This window comes from Embleya sp. NPDC056575 (assembly GCF_042793325.1).
Taxonomy (GTDB): domain Bacteria; phylum Actinomycetota; class Actinomycetes; order Streptomycetales; family Streptomycetaceae; genus Embleya.
In genome coordinates this window covers 199,658-216,482 of sequence record NZ_JBHTVA010000009.1, presented here as the reverse complement: position 1 = coordinate 216,482, position 16,825 = coordinate 199,658, and the positions used below count along the sequence as shown (strand labels likewise).

Sequence of the window (16,825 nt, the reverse complement as noted above, 5' to 3'; positions counted from 1 at the left end):
CGACCACGAGGTCGCGGGCCTCGGCGCGTGATGGGCGATCATGGGGTCCATGACCATCGACCAGAACCTTTTCGGCGGACCCGATCCCACCTACCTGCCCGAGGAGTCCGAGCCGCTGGCGCTGCTCGTGGACGGCGTGCCGGCGGCCGAGGTGGCCGCGAAGTTCCCGACCTTCTCGCTCGCGTGGGCCGACCTGGCCGACGAGGCATTCGACCGGGGCAGCGTGATCGAGTCCTACGCCTACGCGCGGGTGGGCTACCACCGCGGACTGGACGCGCTGCGGCGGGCGGGGTGGCGCGGGCACGGGCCGGTGCCGTGGGAGCACGAGCCGAACCGGGGGTTCCTGCGTTCCCTGCACGCGCTTGCGCGGGCCGCGGGTGCCATCGGTGAGGAGGAGGAGTACTCGCGCTGCACCATCTTCCTGCGGGACAGCAGTGCGACGGGGGCCAACGCCCTGGAGGGCTGAGCACCCGGCCTCCGGCCGAGGTGGCCTCAAACGCCGGCCGGGCTGATTGGCCTCAAACGCCGGCCGGGCTGGTTGGTTTGCCCGGCCGGCGTTTTTGGCTGCGGCTGCTGTTCGGCCGCGCCCCGGGTGGGGCGCGGTCGCGGTGTTACGCCGGGACGAACAGGCGCCAGCCTGTCGGGCGTACCGTCCAGGTGCGCAGGTGGACCGGGCCGGTGGGCATTCCGTCGGCGGCGTAGGTGAAGTCGCGGCCGCGTACCGTGATTTCGTGGGCGCGCAGTTGTACCGGTGCGTCGAGGGCCGGGTTGGTGCCGAAGCGGGACGTGCCCGGGTGGCCGGTGATCATCACGGTCGCGGTGCCCACGCCGTTCGAGCCGTTCGCCCCGTGTGTTCCGCTTCGGCCGTTGTACCCGTTCACTGTGACTTCCGTCATCCTCGGGCCGGGCGTGCTCGACCCGTCGCAGCCCAGGTGCACGGACAACACGGGGCGATCCGTGTCGGCCACGACCCGGCCGTCCGCCTCGATCCGCAGCCGGTGTCCCGAGGGCCCGACGGCGGCGCCGACGGTGCTCGACACGGTCCGCGCGGCCTGATCCCACAACCCGCGCCAGCCGCGTCCGGACATGCCCGCGACCGGCCCGACGCGACCGGCACGCACGCCGTGTCCGATCCGGACCGAGCGCAGCGCGAGGCCGCCCAGGTCGTCCGACAACAGGTCGAAGGAACGTTCGTTCTCGCCCAGTGCCACGCGTGCCGCCTTGGCGGGCTCGGCCGGCAGGCCCAGCGCCTCGGCGAGCCCGTGGCCGCTTCCGGTGTCGATCGGGACGATGCCCAGCGGCGTCTCGCCGAGCTCGCCCGCACGATCCAGTAACCGCGCGACGGCGTGTACTCCGGCATCCCCGCCGATCACCACGACACGCCGACGCCCCCGCCGCGCGAGGGCGCGCTGCAGGTCGGCGGGGTCGGTGGGAATGACGATCTTGCTGGGGGCGCAGGCCCGCAGAACATCGAGCGCGACCCGGACGGATTCGCCGTCCGCCGAGCGAGCCGCAGGGTCCGTGATCACGAGCAGCGAGCGCTCGGCCGACACCGGTCGTCCTTCCTCAGGTAACCTCTCCCCGCAAGAGCCCCTTGCCGCGCATCGCGTCAAGGGGCTTGGACCGTCCGGGGCTCCCGTTGTCAAACATGCCCCGCCTGGAAGGGGTGTACGCCTCATGCCCGCACTCGTACTCGTCGGCGCCCAATGGGGAGACGAGGGCAAGGGGAAGGCTACCGACCTGCTCGGCGGATCCGTCGACTACGTGGTTCGGTACCAGGGCGGCAACAATGCCGGCCATACCGTTGTCATCGGCGATCAGAAGTACGCCCTCCACCTGCTGCCCTCCGGCATCCTCACGCCCGAGTGCACGCCCGTCATCGGCAACGGTGTCGTGGTCGACCCGGGGGTGCTGCTGCACGAGATCAGCACCCTGGTCGAACGCGGCATCGACACCTCCAAGTTGCTCATCTCGGGCAACGCGCACCTGATCACGCCGTACCACCGCACTTTGGACAAGGTGACGGAACGGTTCCTCGGCAAGCGCAAGATCGGCACCACCGGACGCGGCATCGGCCCGTCCTACGCCGACAAGATCAACCGGGTCGGGATCCGCGTCCAGGACCTGTTCGACGCCGGCATCCTGACCCAAAAGGTCGAGAGCGCGCTGTCGGACAAGAACCAGATGCTGGTCAAGATGTACAACCGCCGCGAGCTGAAGGTCGAGGAGATCGTCGAGGAATACCTCGGCTACGCCGATCAGCTGCGGCCCTACGTCACCGACACCACGCTGGTCCTGAACCAGGCCCTGGACCAGGGCAAGGTCGTCCTGTTGGAGGGCGGTCAGGGCACGCTGTTGGACGTGGACCACGGCACCTATCCGTTCGTCACCTCGTCCAACCCCACGGCGGGCGGCGCGTGCGCCGGATCCGGCATCGGCCCGACCAAGATCACCGGTGTGATCGGCATCCTCAAGGCGTACACCACGCGCGTGGGTGCCGGCCCCTTCCCGACCGAACTCTTCGACGAGGACGGCGAGGCGCTGCGCCGGATCGGCCACGAGCGCGGCGTGACCACCGGGCGCGACCGGCGCTGCGGCTGGTTCGACGCGGTCATCGCGCGGTATGCCACCCGGGTCAACGGGCTCACCGACTTCTTCCTGACCAAGCTGGACGTGCTCACCGGGTGGGAGCGGATCCCGGTCTGCGTCGCGTACGACATCGACGGCGTGCGGCACGACGAACTGCCCATGTCGCAGACCGACTTCCACCACGCGAAGCCGATCTACGAGATGTTGCCCGGCTGGACCGAGGACATCACCGGCGCGCGCACCTTCGCGGATCTGCCGCGGAACGCGCAGGCTTATGTCCGGGCCCTGGAGGAGATGTCCGGCGCCCCGATCTCGGCGATCGGCGTCGGCCCCGGCCGCACACAGACCATCGAGATCAACAGCCTGCTGCGCGGCAAGTAGCGCACGGATTCGAGGCCACGCGGGGTCCTGCCGACACACTGTCGGCAGGACCCCGTGATCGTTGACAATCTGTCGCTTCGGACGGCGTTTGCCCGGCCTTAGGGTGGCCGCATGAGCACTCTGGACCCGGCGGCCGGGAAGGCCGTCTACGACGCCGACCGCGCCCACGTCTTCCACTCCTGGTCCGCACAGGGGCTCATCAGCCCGCTGGCGGTCGCGGGCGCCGAGGGTTCCTACTTCTGGGACTACGACGGCAACCGATACCTGGACTTCGCGTCCCAGCTGGTCAACACCAACATCGGACACCAGCACCCCAAGGTCGTCGCGGCGATCAAGGCGCAGGCCGACAAGCTGTGCATGGTCCAGCCGGCCTTCGCCAACGACGCCCGCAGCGAGGCCGCGCGGCTGATCACCGAGCTGGCGCCCGGCGACCTGAACCGGGTCTTCTTCACCAACGGCGGCGCCGAGGCGAACGAGAACGCGATCCGGATGGCGCGGCTGCACACCGGCCGGCACAAGGTGCTCTCCACCTACCGCTCGTACCATGGCGCCACCGCCAACGCGATCGCGCTGACCGGCGACCCGCGCCGCTGGCCGAACGAGACCGGCGTGTCCGGCATCGTGCACTTCTGGGGCCCGTACGCCTACCGCTCCGCGTTCCACGCCGACGGCGAGGCGCAGGAGTGCGAGCGCGCGCTGGCGCACCTGGAGAACACCATCGTGTTCGAGGGCGCCCAGACGATCGCCGCGATCGTGCTGGAGACCGTGGTCGGCACCGCCGGCATCCTGGTGCCGCCGGCCGGCTACCTCGCGGGTGTGCGGGCGCTGTGCGACAAGTACGGGATCATCTTCATCGCCGACGAGGTGATGGCCGGGTTCGGCCGCACCGGCGCGTGGTTCGCGGTGGACAACTGGGACATCACCCCCGACCTGATCACCTTCGCCAAGGGCGTCAACTCCGGCTACGTCCCGCTCGGCGGCGTGATCATCTCGGACCGGATCTTCGAGACCTTCCGCGAGCGCCCCTACCCGGGCGGCCTGACCTACTCCGGTCACCCGCTGGCCTGCGCCGCCGCCGTCGCGACGATCACCGCGATGCGCGACGAGAAGATCGTCGAGAACGCCAAGTGGCTCGGGGAGAGCGTGATCGGCCCCGAACTGCGCGCGATGGCGGCGCGGCACGCGAGCGTCGGCGAGGTGCGCGGCCTCGGCGTGTTCTGGGCGATCGAGCTGGTCAAGAACAAGGAGACCCGCGAGCCGCTGGTCGCCTACAACGCCGCCGGCCCCGCCGCGCGGCCGATGAACGAGTTCACCGCGGCGTGCAAGGCGCGCGGCCTGTGGCCGTTCGTCAACATGAACCGCACCCACGTGGTGCCGCCGTGCACGAGCACCGAGGCCGAGGTCAAGGAGGGCCTGGCCATCCTGGACGAGGCGCTGACCGTCGCCGACGCGTTCTGCGGGTAGCCCTTCGCACCGCGTGCGACACTTCGCGAACCGGGCCGTACCCGCGCCGACTTCGGCGCGGGTACGGCTTTTTCGCGTTTCCGCCCCCGGTGTTCGCCGCCCGATCACCCCTTCGGGCCCCGACTCCCGGCGTCCCGGGCGAAATCGGATGGGCACGTTGCTCCCCAAATCGGATATCGGTTCATATGATCGACGCGATCGACTTGATCGGACGGGTGCCCGTCGGCGCGACGGTGCCGACGGCCGGCGAGAAGAGACCGCGTGCAGTCGGCACAGGGCAGTGTTTTAGACGGCGGCCTGCTTTTCGGCCCGGCCGATCCCGGCGGTGCTCAGGCCCCGTTGCGGCGGATCAGCCTGCGCCAGGAGATCGCCGAGGTGTTGAGCGACGACCTGGTGACGGGCCGGCTGCCGGCCGGTACCTCGCTCACCGTCAACGAGACCGCGCAACGTTTCGGGGTGTCGGCGACCCCCGTGCGCGAGGCGCTGATCCAACTGGCCGCGCAGGGCCTGCTGCTCGGCGGCCACCATCGCGGCTTCCAGGTCTGCCGGTTCACCTGGACCGACTTCGCCGAGATCGTCGAGTCGCGCCGACTGCTGGGCGTGCCGCTGATCGGCCGGATCGCCCGGACCGCGCCGGACGAGGCGATGCCGGTGCTGCGCGCGCTCGGCGACCGACTCGACGGCGCGCACTGGAACGGCGACGTGTCCGAGGTCGCGCTGCTCGACCGGCGGTTCTTCGGCGAACTGGGTCGCTGGAGCGGCAATCGCCGACTCGCCGACGTGCTCGCGGTCTTTCGGGTCCAAGCCTGGATGTACATCGTCCCCTACCTGCGCGACGCCCCGCCGACCGCGTCGGGCTGGGGCCGCTATCGCGAACTCGCCGACCGGGTCGCCGCGCGCGACGCGGAGGGATCGATGGCGCTGATGCGCGACTACACCTCGGCCGGTCGCCGGCTCGCCCGCGAACTCGCGGACGCGCACTGACGCTTGCCCACAGGATGGGGGCCGGCGCGGTGGCGGTACGGTGGCGCCGGTAACCGCCGCGTGGGATCGACAGGACCGGGAGCTGCACCGTGGATTGCGACGTCTGGCTCGTTCCGCTGGTGGACGCGCTGTGTCACAACCCGGAGAATCCGTTCCGCGACGAACTGGCCGCCTACGACGCCGCACTGGTGGGCCACGGCCTGCCCACCGTGCCGGTGCGCACCTGGCAGCCGGGCACCGCAGAGGTGCGGCTCGCGGGCGCGTTCGACCACGAGTCGCTGCACTACCTGCGCCGCGCCTACCTGCTGCACCGCACGGGGTTCCCGGTCACCCCGGTGGAGCGACTGGGCGAGGACTACGACCGCCTCCTGGAGACCTTCGAGGCGGCCGCCCAGTTCTCCCACCTGGTGTGGCACTACGACCACGCCGGCGCCTACCTGCCGATCGACTTCCCGCAACCGCTGATGGACGACCCGCTGCCCGAGGAAGGCGGGCCGCTCGGCTCCAGCCTGGGCATGCTGCGCGAGCTGGAGGACCTGGCCCCGTTCATCGGCGTGGACCTGCTCGACCCGCCCAGGCCGACGCCGACCTACGACGGCGCCCCGTTCGCCCGCGAACGTTTCGTCTGGGCGACCCTGTACGCCGCCGCCCAGGAGAGCGTCACCCTGGGCGCGATGGTCGTCTTCGCCTGAGCGCGGGGGCATCCGCCGCCGGGTGTGCCACTAGGCTGCCCGTGTGAAGGTCCTCGTGATTGGCAGCGGTGCCCGTGAGCACGCCCTGTGCCGCTCGCTCTCCCTCGACTCCGCGGTGTCCGCCGTCTACTGCGCGCCCGGCAACGCCGGCATCGCGCAGGTGGCCGAACTGCGCCAGGTCGACGCCCTCAACGCCGGGGACGTCGCCGACCTCGCCCAGCGCCTCGGCGTCGACCTCGTCGTCGTCGGCCCCGAGGCCCCGCTGGTCGCCGGGGTCGCGGACGCCGTGCGCGCGCGGGGCATCGACTGCTTCGGCCCGTCCGGTACCGCCGCGCGCCTGGAAGGCTCCAAGGCGTTCGCCAAGGAGGTGATGGCCGCCGCCGGTGTGCCCACCGCCCGCAGCTACGTGTGCACCACCGCCGAGGAGGCCGACCGCGCCCTCGACGCGTTCGGGCCGCCCTACGTGGTCAAGGACGACGGCCTCGCCGCCGGCAAGGGCGTCGTGGTCACCGACGACCTCGACGTCGCCCGCGCGCACGCCGCGTCCTGCGACCGGGTGGTGATCGAGGAGTTCCTGGACGGCCCCGAGGTCTCGCTGTTCGTGCTCTGCGACGGCGACGACGTGGTGGCCCTCCAGCCCGCCCAGGACTTCAAGCGGGTCGGCGACGACGACGCGGGCCCCAACACCGGAGGCATGGGCGCCTACACCCCGCTCCCGTGGGCCCCCGAGGGCCTGACCGAGGACCTGGTGCGCACCGTCGCCCAGCCCACCGTGGACGAGATGCGCCGCCGCGGCACCCCGTTCTCCGGCGTGCTGTTCATCGGCCTCGCGCTCACCTCGCGCGGCCCGCGCGTGATCGAGTACAACTGCCGCTTCGGCGACCCCGAGACCCAGGTGGTGCTGGCGAGCCTGGCCACCCCGCTGGCGGGCGTGCTGCACGCCGCCGCGACCGGGCGACTGGGCGAACTGGAGCCGCTGCGCTGGCACGAGGGCGCGGCCGTGACCGTGGTGGTGGCCGCCGAGAACTACCCCGCCACCCCGCGCACGGGCGACCCGATCAAGGGCCTGGCCGAGGTGGCCAAGCTCCCGCACACCTACGTCCTGCACGGCGGCACCCGCCGCGGCGAGGCCGGCGAGGTGTTGTCCTCCGGCGGCCGCGTGCTCTCCGTCACCGGCACCGGGGCGACCCTGGAGCAGGCCCGGGAGCGCGCGTACGAGGGTGTGGCCCTGATCGGCCTGCCCGGCTCGCACCACCGCACCGACATCGCCGCCAGGGCGAGCCGGGGCGAGATCTCGGTCGCCGGCTACCGGTCCCAGGGCTGAATTCGGCCGTTCGGCCCCTTTACCGGTCGGCTCAAACCCACACAGCCGTCCGGCCCCGGATCTCACTCGCAGGGATGGTGTTCGGCCCGAAGCGGCTGAACACCGGAACTCGTCGCATTATCGTGCGAGCACCGCGGGTCGTGACCGACGACCCGGACGAGTGATCCCCGGATCCAGGATCGGATGGGGGCGATGCGTGTGGGCGAGTCGGCCGAACCACTGGCGCTGGCCGAGGCACGCGCGCGGGCGCGCGCGGTGCTGTGGGTGCGCAACGGTGCCGTCCTGGCCGCGCTGACGGCCGCGGGCCTGCTGGTGTACTGGGCCTCGCGCACCTTCGGCGAGAGTGCCCCGGGTACGCTGCTCGCCGCCTTGGCAACGGCCATCGTGGCCGTGCTCGGGTGGGTCGCGCTCGACCTGGCGCTGGTGCGCCGCACCGGTGTCCCGGCGGTCGTGCTGGCCCCGGACGACGCGCCGGAGCTGCACACGATGGTGCGCGAGCTGGCCGAGCGCCTGAACGTGCCGGTGCCCGACGGCATCCGCTTGTGCCCGGAATGCGACAGCTGGCTGGAACCCGACCCCCGCCGACCCCGACGCACCGTCCTGGTGGTCGGTGCGCCGTTCCTGTGGTGGTTGCGGGTGGGCGAGTTGCGCGCCCTGCTCGCCCCGGTCGTGGCGGGTACCGAGGCGTCCGCCGAACCGGTGGTCGCCGGTGCCCGCCGCTGGGTCCGCCGCCTCGACGCGGTCGCCGACGTACGGCGCCCGCTCGGCCCGGCCCCGCTGCGCCCGGCCCGCCGGCTCTCCCGCTCCTTCGCCCGCCAACTGCTCGGCCTGTGCCAGGGCCACGCCGAACTGATGGAGCGCGAGATCGCGGTCGGCGCGGCGGCCCTGGCCATCCCGCTGGAGCCCGAACTGCGCGCCACCGCGCACGAACAGGTCGGCCTGGCCTACGCCGGCTGGGACCGCCTGCTGACCCGGCTCGCCGCTCCCGCCTGGGCCATCGGCCGCCGCCCGGACGCGCTGATGGCGGGCGTGGTCTCGGCGCTGACCGAGTTGTCCCGGCGGGACAAGCTCGCCGACGCGTTCGGCGCCCGCCTGGCCGAGCGGGCCGCCGGCGACCTGCTCGCCGACCCGGTCGCCGTGGACGGCGAGATCTCCCGGCTCGCGGCGGGCATCTTCGCCGACGGGCCCACCCCCGAGCCGGTCTCCTGGGCCGACTACCCCGACGCGGTCATCGAGCCGGTGTGGCGGGCCCGCGCGGCGGCGTTCGCGGCCCCCGTCGACGACGCCCTGGCGGTGCTGCGCCGGGATCCGGACGAGGACCACCGCAAGGCCGCCGACCACCTGTTCGCGGTGGTGGCGTGCGCGGCCCTGGACACCGGCCGGATGCACCCCGCGGTGGACTGGCTGGACGGCCCGGTCCTGGTCGACGGCTCCGGCCGCGCGGTCGACCTGGCGACGCTGATCACCCGTGCCGTCGACGAGCGCAACGACGCCCCGCTGCGCGCCTGGCTGGCCCGGATCGGCATCGCCACCCGCGAGCCGGTCCACCCCGACGGTTCGGCGGCCTGACGCCCTCGGGTCCGTGGTGGGGCCCGTGAAAGACTCACCCTGCCCCACCACACCCCAAGAAAGCGCTGGTTCCGTGAGCGGATTCGTCACCAAACCCGAGCCGGTCGAGGTCCCCGGTCTGACCCACATCCACACCGGCAAGGTGCGCGAGCTGTACACCGACGCCGACGACAACCTCGTGATGGTGGCGAGCGACCGGATCTCCGCCTACGACTGGGTCCTGGAGCCCGGGATCCCGGACAAGGGCCGGATCCTCACGAGCCTGTCGCTGTGGTGGTTCGACCTGCTGGCGGACCTGTACCCGAACCACGTGTTGTCCACCGACGTGCCCGCCGGCGCCCCCGCCGACTGGGCCGGCCGCACCCTGGTGTGCCGTCGCCTGGACATGGTGCCGGTCGAGTGTGTGGCCCGCGGCTACCTGGCCGGGTCCGGCACCGTGGAGTACCGCGCCTCGGGCTCGGTGTGCGGCGTCGCGCTGCCCGAGGGCCTGACCGAGGGCTCCGAGTTGCCCGAGCCCATCTTCACCCCGGCCACCAAGGCCGAGGTCGGCGAGCACGACGAGAACGTCTCCTTCGCGTACGTCGCCGAGCGGCACGGCGCGGAACTGGCCGACGCGCTGCGCCGGGCCACGCTCTCCGTCTACGGCCGGGCCCGGGACATCGCGCGCGAGCGCGGCCTCGTCCTGGCCGACACCAAGTTCGAGTTCGGCCTCGACCCGGCGGGGGGCCTGGTGCTCGCCGACGAGGTGCTGACCCCCGACTCGTCCCGCTACTGGCCCGCCGACCGCTGGGCGCCCGGGCACGCCCAGCCGTCCTTCGACAAGCAGTACGTGCGCGACTGGCTCACCTCGCCCGAGTCGGGCTGGGACCGCGTTGCGGACACCCCGCCGCCGGACATGCCCGAGGAGGTCGTCGCGCGCACGCACGAGAAGTACGTCGAGGTGTACGAGCGACTGACCGGCAACCGCTGGGCCTGATCGATTCGAGCCCGCCGGACGCCGATCCCCGGCCGGCCCGACACCCGTCGGGCCGGCCGGGGCGGTATTCGGCCCACGCGCCCCCGGCGGACTCGGCGCACACGACAGAAAGGCCGGATCACATAAGTGATCCGGCCTTCTTGTGGAGCGGACGACGAGATTCGAACTCGCGACCCTCACCTTGGCAAGGTGATGCTCTACCAACTGAGCCACGTCCGCACGACTCGGGGCGCTGCCCCGCGTTGTGTCCCCAACCCTACCCGATCCGCGGAGGTGGTTGCCACCGACCTCGGTTCGAGGGGCCGAGCAGAGCAGGCGACAGGAATTGAACACTGCGTCTCCCCCTTGGAAAGGGGGCGCTCTACCACTGAGCTACGCCTGCGTGTGTTCCCCGGTTTCCCGGGTGCAAGAGAACTCTATAGGACCCCCGAGGGTGCCCAGTACGCTCCGGAGTCGGATCATCACGGATGTCCGGGTTTGCCAGGGAAAGTTCTTTCGGAACGACCCCGGCCCCCGCTCCGCCGCAGGCGGGGACGGGGGCCGAGAGGTGGCCGGGTCGGACACGTGTGGTGTCGGTCGCCGGTGCGGAGGCGCGCTCAGTTCGCGGTGTTGGCGGCCTCGAATTCCGCGTATACCCGGGCAGGGATGCGCCCGCGGGCGGGTACGTCCATACCGCGCGCACGGGCCCAGGCCCGTACCGCCGCGGGGTCGGAGGCGACGGTCGTCTGGCGGAAGGGCTTTCCGGTACGCGCGGTACGTCGCGCGACCGCGAGATAAGGAGCCAGCGCATCCCGCATCTGCTGAACGTGCTCTTCCGAAAGGTCGATTTCATACGACTTGCCGTCGAGGCCGAAACGGATGGTTTCCGTGGCCTCGCTTCCGTCGATGTCGTCGTGCAGGCTGACGACTACACGCTGGGCCATGGCGGTGTCCTCTCGGGTGATAGCACCGAGGCGAAAAACAAAACTACATTGCCGAGTCTAAGCGCTAAACGCGAACCGTTGCGGTGTGGTCCGCTGTTCTCCGGTTCGGTAAGCGCTAATTTACCGGTCGGCGATTCGTTTTCACGATACGCGAGATATTCCTCTCGCCGCGCGAGGGCGGCGTGTCCAGAGTGTCGGCCGGTTTGATCCACAGCCTGTGGACAACGCGACGCCGAGTCGACAGCCGGATGAGCCCAGCCGGGGCACATTGCCCGTTTGAAGGCGATATATTGACATCCGGACCCGCCCGGGCTCCCTGTGGACAACCCCAAAGCTGTGGATAACTCGGCGCCGGGGTGGGTCGCCCGGAGGCGGCCGGTACCCTGATACCGCCGATCCATCGGGTGCCGGCGTCGACCGACCCGATCCAGCAGCAGGGTCCGACCCCCCGTATCCCGCGATACGGACGACCGGCCCGAACCATCACAGTGGGAGTGCCTGTGGCACGCGTCGTCGTCGACGTCATGCTCAAGCCGGAAATCCTCGATCCCCAGGGACAGGCCGTGCAGCGCGCGCTGCCGCGGCTGGGATTCGACGGAATCACCGACGTCCGCCAGGGCAAGCGTTTCGAGCTGGAGCTGGAAGGACCGGTCGACGAGGCCGCCCTCGCCCGCATCCGCGAAGCCGCCGAGTCCTTCCTCGCCAACACCGTGATCGAGGACTTCACCGTCCGCGTCGAGGCGGAGGGGGAGAAGTGACGATCCGCGTCGGCGTCGTCACCTTCCCCGGTTCGCTCGACGACCACGACGCCCGGCGCGCGGTGCGCATCGCCGGCGCCGAGCCGGTCGCCCTGTGGCACAAGGACAAGAACCTCCAGCAGGTCGACGCGGTCGTCCTGCCCGGCGGATTCTCGTACGGCGACTACCTGCGTTGCGGAGCCATCTCGCGCTTCTCGCCGGTCATGGAATCGGTGATCGAGCAGGCGCAGGCCGGTCTTCCGGTATTGGGCATCTGCAACGGTTTCCAAATTCTTTGCGAATCGCACCTGCTGCCGGGCGCGCTCACCCGCAACGACCACCTCCACTTCATCTGTCGGGACCAAAAGCTGCGGATCGAGAACACGTCCACCGCATGGACGTCGGACTTCGAGCCCGGACAGGAGATCACCGTTCCGCTCAAGAACGGTGAAGGCGGTTTCGTCGCCGACGAGCGCACCCTGGACATGCTGGAGGCCGAGGGCCGGGTGATCGCCCGCTACCTGGACCTCAACCCGAACGGATCGCGCCGCGACATCGCCGGCATCAGCAACGCGGCCGGGAACGTGGTCGGTCTGATGCCGCACCCCGAGCACGCGGTGGAGCCGCTGACCGGTCCCACGACCGAGGGCCTCCCCTTCTTCACCTCGATCCTGAAGCGCCTGGTGAACGCCTGATGAGCCTCGACACCGTCAAGAACGCGCTCGAACACCCCGACGTCGAGCAGCCCTTCGCCGAACTCGGCCTCAAGCCGGACGAGTACACCCGCATCCGGGAGATCCTGGGCCGCCGGCCGACCTCCTCCGAGCTGGCCATGTACTCGGTGATGTGGTCCGAGCACTGCTCGTACAAGTCGAGCAAGGTGCACCTGCGCCAGTTCGGCGACAAGATGCCCGAGAACGACGCGATGCTCGTGGGCATCGGGGAGAACGCCGGCGTCGTCGACGTCGGCCAGGGCTACGCGGTGACCTTCAAGGTCGAGTCGCACAACCACCCGTCCTACGTGGAGCCCTACCAGGGCGCCGCGACCGGGATCGGCGGCATCGTGCGCGACATCCTGGCGATGGGCGCCCGCCCCGTCGCGGTGATGGACCCGCTGCGCTTCGGCGCGGCCGAACACCCCGACACCCGGCGCGTGTTGCCCGGTGTGGTCGCGGGCATCGGCGGCTACGGCAACTGCCTGGGCCTGCCCAACATCGGCGGCGAGATCGTCTTCGACCCCTGCTATCAGGGAAACCCGCTGGTCAACGCGCTGTGCGTGGGCGTGATGAAGCACGAGGACATCCACCTCGCGCAGGCGTCCGGCGCGGGCAACCTGGTGATCCTGTACGGCGCCCGCACCGGCGGCGACGGGATCGGCGGGGTCTCGGTCCTGGCCTCGGAGACGTTCGACGCGGACGGCCCGGCCAAGCGCCCGGCCGTCCAGGTCGGCGACCCGTTCCAGGAGAAGCTGCTGATCGAGTGCACCCTGGAGCTGTTCCGCGAGCACCTGGTCGCGGGCATCCAGGACCTCGGCGGCGCGGGCCTGTCCTGCGCCACCTCGGAGCTGGCCTCGGCCGGGTCCGGCGGCATGCGGGTCGAGCTGGACACCGTCCCGCTGCGCGACCACACGCTCTCGCCCGAAGAGATCCTGATGAGCGAGTCGCAGGAGCGCATGTGCGCGGTCGTGGAGCCGGCCCACGTGGCCCGCTTCATGGAGATCTGCGACAAGTGGGATGTCATCGCCACCGTCGTCGGCGAGGTCACCGAGGGCGACCGGCTGGAGATCTTCTGGCACGGCGAGCAGATCGTCGACGTGCCGCCGCGCACCGTCGCGCACGAGGGGCCGGTCTACGAGCGCCCCTACGCGCGCCCGCTGTGGCAGGACACCCTCCAGGCCGACGCGGCCGAGCGGCTGCCCCGCCCGGGTACGGCCGACGAGCTGAAGGCGACCCTGCTCGACCTGGTCGCCTCGCCGAACCTGGCGGACAAGTCGTGGGTCACCGACCAGTACGACCGCTACGTGCTCGGCAACACCGTGCTGGCCCAGCCGGAGGACTCCGGCATGGTCCGCATCGACGAGGAGAGCGGCCTGGGCGTGGCGCTCGCCACCGACGGCAACGGCCGCTTCTGCAAGCTTGACCCGTACACCGGCGCCCAGCTCGCGCTGGCCGAGGCGTATCGCAACGTGGCCACCACCGGTGCCAGGCCGCTGGCCGTCACCGACTGCCTGAACTTCGGCTCGCCCGAGGACCCGGCGGTGATGTGGCAGTTCGCCGAGACCACGCGCGGTCTGGCCGACGCGTGCCAGGTCCTGGGCACGCCGGTGACCGGCGGCAACGTGTCGTTCTACAACCAGACCGGCGAGACGGCGATCCACCCGACCCCGGTGGTCGGCGTGCTCGGCGTGATCGACGACGTCGAGCGGCGCACGCCGGTCGGCTTCGCCGAGGAGGGGCAGATCATCCTGCTCCTGGGCGACACGCACGAGGAACTGTCCGGCTCGGCGTGGGCACAGGTGGCCCACGACCACCTCGGCGGCCTGCCGCCCAGGGTGGACCTGGAGCGCGAGCGGCTGCTCGCCGAGATCCTGATCGCGGGCTCGCGCGACGGCATGATCGACGCCGCGCACGACCTCGCCGACGGCGGTCTGGCCCAGGCCCTGGTCGAGGCGTGCCTGACCGGCGGCCACGGCGCGCGGGTGGTGCTGGCGGAGGACCTCGACCCGACCGTCGCGCTGTTCAGCGAGTCGGCGGGCCGGGCGATCGTCGCGGTGCCCAGGAGCGAGGAGATGCGCTTCACCGACATGTGCAAGGTGCGCGGCCTGCCGTGCGCCCGGATCGGTGTGGTCGACGGCGACACGCTCGACTTCCAGGGCCACTTCACGGTGGCGCTGGACGAACTGCGCACCGCCCACGAGCAGACCCTGAAGGCCCTGTTCGGCTGAGCAGGCGGCTTTCCCGTGCCCGTGAGGGGTGCCCCGTGCACCCCTCACGGGCATCGCCGTCTCCCGGCGGAGCCCCGCCGTTCCCTACGTCCCCAGCCGATACGGCCGGAACGTGCCGTGCCCGGGCCAGTACGGGTAGGGGATCGTGTCGAAGTGCGCGCCCTTTCGCGCGCTCTCCTCGTACGCGTGGTACCTGGTGTGCGCCGCGTCCGCCCAGCCCGCGAAGATCAACGTGTGGCCGGACGCGCCCGGAGCGGTGTTGAGCAGGATGTCGCCGGGGCGCAGGTCGTCCCCGCCGATCGGGTGCGACACCTCCGGCAGGGTCACCGTGGTCAGCCCCGGCGGCGGCAGCCCCCAGGCCATCGAGACCAGCCCCGAGCAGTCCGTGCGGTAACCGTCGTGGAAGCCGCTCATGCTGTAGCCCAACCCCAGGTCGGCCCATCGCTTCGCCCGGGCCACGATCTCCTCCCCGCCCGGCCCCGGCGCCGTGATCCGCACGACGCCCGCCCCGCGACCGATCGGTCGCACCGCGAACGGCCCGTCGTACACCTCCGGCGGCGCGAACGACGGCTCGCCCGCGCGGATCCACCCGTCCGCCGGTCCGAGCCCCGCGGCCGGCCCGCCCGTCGGCGCCAGGTCGAGCAGTCGGGTGGCCTCGCCGTGGTCCGCCTCCGCGTAGGACCGGGCGTTGTCGACCAGCCGATCGGCCAGATCCACCCCGCCCCGCTCGGCCCGATCCAGCGTCTCCACCGCCTCCCGAAGCCGGGTCCGCAGCACCTCGAAGGTCTCCGGCGCCAACGGGCGGCTCGCCGCGACATCGACCGCCGCCACCCGCTCGCGCAGCCCCCACACCTCCCGCGCCACCACCCGCAACCGACCCGCGAGCGTGACCAGAGCGTCGGGCGCGGCGGCGAACCCGGCGATCACCGCGCCGCCCACCGCTCGTCCAACCACGCCGCGCTGCCCGACGCCGGAAAACGCTCCGCCGCGTCCGAGCCCGCCGCCGACCCCACCCTTTCCCGAGCCGCCCGCTCGTTCGCCGCGATCCGGCCCAGCGCCGCCCGTATCGCCGCCGCGTGCGCCCGCAGCGCCTCGACCACGGCCAGCACCGCCGGCTCCGTCGCCGCGCACTCCCGACGCCAGACCTGCGCCCGGGCCGCGAACGCCTCCGCCGCCCCGCCGCGCCAGTCGACCGCCGTCGAGACCGGCCGCACCCGCTCCGCCGCCCCGGCCAACTCGGCCGCGATCGCCTCGACCCGGCCGGGATCCCCGTAATCGCTCATGCACCCAGCGTCACGGCACGCCGGCCGTGGCGGGCGAGCGCGCGCCGAATCCGTGCAGAAACGAATCGCCTACTCCGGGCCGAAAACCCGCCGACCCCAGCCGAAAACCCTCCACCCCGCCCGCCGACCGCCCTTTAACCTGCACCCATGACGAACCGCCCCGCAGCGCCCCGCCCCCGCAAGGTTGATCCGGCCAAGGTGCGCACCGCGCTGATCGCCGAGTGGCGCGCGATGGCCGAGGTCACGGCGCGGCTGACCCCGGAGCAACTCGCCGCCCCCTCCGGGCTCACCGGCTGGTCCACCGCCAACCTGGTCGGCCACCTGGCCGCGAGCGTCGAGGCGGTCCCGCGCTGGCTCGCCGAACCCGCCCCGACCGGCCCGCCGATCACCGTCGAGCAGTGGACCAACGGCACCGCCGCGCACGCCTCGGTGATCTCCGCCATCGCCGACGACATGGCCGAGGCCGGCCGCACCCCCGCCGACTGCGTCGACGCCGCGATCGCCGCCCTGGACGGCGTCCCCGACACCCGCACGACGATCACCCGGATCGGCCCGATGCGCCTGCCCGACATGCTCGTCACCCGCCTCGTCGAGGGCGTGGTGCACAGCGACGACCTGGAGCGGGCCACCGGCGAGCCCTTCCCACACGACCGCCACGCGCTCGGCACGGTGGTGCGCGCACTGGCCGACGCGCTCGCCGTCCGCGCTCCCGGACACGCGGTCGAGGTCCGCGTCCCGCCGTTCGCCGTAGTGCAGTGCGTCACAGGACCCCGGCACACTCGGGGCGTTCCGCCCAACGTGGTCGAGACCGACCCAAGGACCTGGATCCGCCTCGCCACCGGCCGTCTGACCTGGGCGGACGCCGTCGACGACGGCCGAGTCCTGGCCAGTGGCGAACGCAGCGACTTGTCCGGATACCTGCCACTGATGGGGTGATCCGCGACCGATCCGGCCCTGTC

Annotated in this window: 16 protein-coding genes and 2 tRNA genes; 12 read left to right on the top strand and 6 right to left on the bottom strand. The window is 71.8% G+C overall.

What is annotated here, in order from left to right; translation table 11 throughout:
• The first annotated feature begins 49 nt into the window (after positions 1–49).
• A complete protein-coding gene (locus ACFRCG_RS09785) occupies positions 50–466 on the top strand; it encodes a DUF3151 domain-containing protein (RefSeq protein ID WP_380030260.1) in 417 nt (138 codons plus the stop codon).
• A gap of 145 nt (positions 467–611) precedes the next feature.
• Here ACFRCG_RS09785 and ACFRCG_RS09780 read toward each other — a convergent pair whose 3' ends face one another.
• Entirely contained in the window at positions 612–1,553 is a 942-nt protein-coding gene (locus ACFRCG_RS09780; RefSeq protein WP_380030259.1) for a diacylglycerol kinase family protein, read from the bottom strand.
• 124 nt (positions 1,554–1,677) lie between these two features.
• Here ACFRCG_RS09780 and ACFRCG_RS09775 point away from each other — a divergent pair, with 124 nt between their 5' ends.
• From ACFRCG_RS09775 to ACFRCG_RS09745, 7 genes are all read left to right on the top strand, one after another.
• Positions 1,678–2,970, top strand: coding sequence for an adenylosuccinate synthase (locus tag ACFRCG_RS09775; protein ID WP_380030258.1), 1,293 nt, complete (start codon positions 1,678–1,680; stop codon positions 2,968–2,970).
• Between the two features lie 111 nt (positions 2,971–3,081).
• Positions 3,082–4,434 (top strand): aspartate aminotransferase family protein, encoded by a 1,353-nt coding sequence (locus tag ACFRCG_RS09770; RefSeq protein ID WP_380030257.1) that lies wholly within the window; start codon positions 3,082–3,084, stop codon positions 4,432–4,434.
• A gap of 261 nt (positions 4,435–4,695) precedes the next feature.
• On the top strand, positions 4,696–5,418 hold the full coding sequence (locus ACFRCG_RS09765; protein ID WP_380030256.1) for a GntR family transcriptional regulator: 723 nt from the start codon (positions 4,696–4,698) through the stop codon (positions 5,416–5,418).
• A gap of 89 nt (positions 5,419–5,507) precedes the next feature.
• Positions 5,508–6,110, top strand: a complete 603-nt coding sequence (locus tag ACFRCG_RS09760) for a hypothetical protein (protein ID WP_380030255.1) — start codon at positions 5,508–5,510, stop codon at positions 6,108–6,110.
• A gap of 43 nt (positions 6,111–6,153) precedes the next feature.
• Positions 6,154–7,434: a phosphoribosylamine--glycine ligase gene (gene purD, locus ACFRCG_RS09755; RefSeq protein ID WP_380030254.1), complete on the top strand. Its 1,281-nt coding sequence runs from the start codon at positions 6,154–6,156 to the stop codon at positions 7,432–7,434.
• A gap of 192 nt (positions 7,435–7,626) precedes the next feature.
• Positions 7,627–9,003: a hypothetical protein gene (locus ACFRCG_RS09750; RefSeq protein ID WP_380030253.1), complete on the top strand. Its 1,377-nt coding sequence runs from the start codon at positions 7,627–7,629 to the stop codon at positions 9,001–9,003.
• 73 nt (positions 9,004–9,076) lie between these two features.
• Positions 9,077–9,979, top strand: coding sequence for a phosphoribosylaminoimidazolesuccinocarboxamide synthase (locus ACFRCG_RS09745; RefSeq protein ID WP_380003457.1), 903 nt, complete (start codon positions 9,077–9,079; stop codon positions 9,977–9,979).
• 143 nt (positions 9,980–10,122) lie between these two features.
• Here the strand turns inward: ACFRCG_RS09745 and ACFRCG_RS09740 are convergent.
• The 3 genes from ACFRCG_RS09740 to ACFRCG_RS09730 form a co-directional block, all read right to left on the bottom strand.
• Positions 10,123–10,198: transfer RNA gene (locus ACFRCG_RS09740), tRNA-Gly, on the bottom strand.
• Between the two features lie 91 nt (positions 10,199–10,289).
• Positions 10,290–10,361: transfer RNA gene (locus tag ACFRCG_RS09735), tRNA-Gly, on the bottom strand.
• 214 nt (positions 10,362–10,575) lie between these two features.
• Complete coding sequence (locus tag ACFRCG_RS09730; RefSeq protein WP_020555629.1) at positions 10,576–10,902, bottom strand: Lsr2 family protein; 327 nt, start codon at positions 10,900–10,902, stop codon at positions 10,576–10,578.
• Between the two features lie 494 nt (positions 10,903–11,396).
• Here ACFRCG_RS09730 and purS point away from each other — a divergent pair, with 494 nt between their 5' ends.
• From purS to purL, 3 genes are read left to right on the top strand one after another with little or no spacing between them, the layout of a single operon-like run.
• A complete protein-coding gene (gene purS, locus ACFRCG_RS09725) occupies positions 11,397–11,660 on the top strand; it encodes a phosphoribosylformylglycinamidine synthase subunit PurS (RefSeq protein ID WP_078976147.1) in 264 nt (87 codons plus the stop codon).
• Positions 11,657–12,334 (top strand): phosphoribosylformylglycinamidine synthase subunit PurQ, encoded by a 678-nt coding sequence (gene purQ / locus ACFRCG_RS09720; protein WP_380003459.1) that lies wholly within the window; start codon positions 11,657–11,659, stop codon positions 12,332–12,334. The genes purS and purQ overlap by 4 nt, the downstream gene beginning before the upstream one ends.
• Positions 12,334–14,583 (top strand): phosphoribosylformylglycinamidine synthase subunit PurL, encoded by a 2,250-nt coding sequence (gene purL, locus ACFRCG_RS09715; protein WP_380030252.1) that lies wholly within the window; start codon positions 12,334–12,336, stop codon positions 14,581–14,583. The genes purQ and purL overlap by 1 nt, the downstream gene beginning before the upstream one ends.
• Positions 14,584–14,667: 84 nt before the next feature.
• On the opposite strand, the gene ACFRCG_RS09710 is transcribed toward purL, so the two are convergent.
• Both ACFRCG_RS09710 and ACFRCG_RS09705 read right to left on the bottom strand, forming a co-directional pair.
• Positions 14,668–15,537 (bottom strand): hypothetical protein, encoded by an 870-nt coding sequence (locus tag ACFRCG_RS09710; protein ID WP_380030251.1) that lies wholly within the window; start codon positions 15,535–15,537, stop codon positions 14,668–14,670.
• Positions 15,507–15,866 carry a hypothetical protein gene (locus ACFRCG_RS09705; RefSeq protein WP_380030250.1) on the bottom strand — a complete coding sequence of 120 codons (360 nt, stop codon included), beginning with the start codon at positions 15,864–15,866 and terminating at the stop codon, positions 15,507–15,509. The genes ACFRCG_RS09710 and ACFRCG_RS09705 overlap by 31 nt, the downstream gene beginning before the upstream one ends.
• 147 nt (positions 15,867–16,013) lie before the next feature.
• On the opposite strand from ACFRCG_RS09705, the gene ACFRCG_RS09700 reads away from it, so the two are divergent.
• Positions 16,014–16,802, top strand: coding sequence for a sterol carrier family protein (locus tag ACFRCG_RS09700; RefSeq protein ID WP_380030249.1), 789 nt, complete (start codon positions 16,014–16,016; stop codon positions 16,800–16,802).
• The last annotated feature ends 23 nt before the right edge of the window (positions 16,803–16,825 follow it).

Bases quoted from the DNA above. Each gene is read 5' to 3' on its own strand.
- ACFRCG_RS09785 (WP_380030260.1), top strand. From the start codon at position 50: ATGACCATCGACCAGAACCTTTTCGGCGGACCCGATCCCACCTACCTG.
- ACFRCG_RS09775 (WP_380030258.1), top strand. From the start codon at position 1,678: ATGCCCGCACTCGTACTCGTCGGCGCCCAATGGGGAGACGAGGGCAAG.
- ACFRCG_RS09770 (WP_380030257.1), top strand. From the start codon at position 3,082: ATGAGCACTCTGGACCCGGCGGCCGGGAAGGCCGTCTACGACGCCGAC.
- ACFRCG_RS09750 (WP_380030253.1), top strand. From the start codon at position 7,627: ATGCGTGTGGGCGAGTCGGCCGAACCACTGGCGCTGGCCGAGGCACGC.
- ACFRCG_RS09730 (WP_020555629.1), bottom strand. From the start codon at position 10,902: ATGGCCCAGCGTGTAGTCGTCAGCCTGCACGACGACATCGACGGAAGC.
- purL (WP_380030252.1), top strand. From the start codon at position 12,334: ATGAGCCTCGACACCGTCAAGAACGCGCTCGAACACCCCGACGTCGAG.
- ACFRCG_RS09705 (WP_380030250.1), bottom strand. From the start codon at position 15,866: ATGAGCGATTACGGGGATCCCGGCCGGGTCGAGGCGATCGCGGCCGAG.
- ACFRCG_RS09700 (WP_380030249.1), top strand. From the start codon at position 16,014: ATGACGAACCGCCCCGCAGCGCCCCGCCCCCGCAAGGTTGATCCGGCC.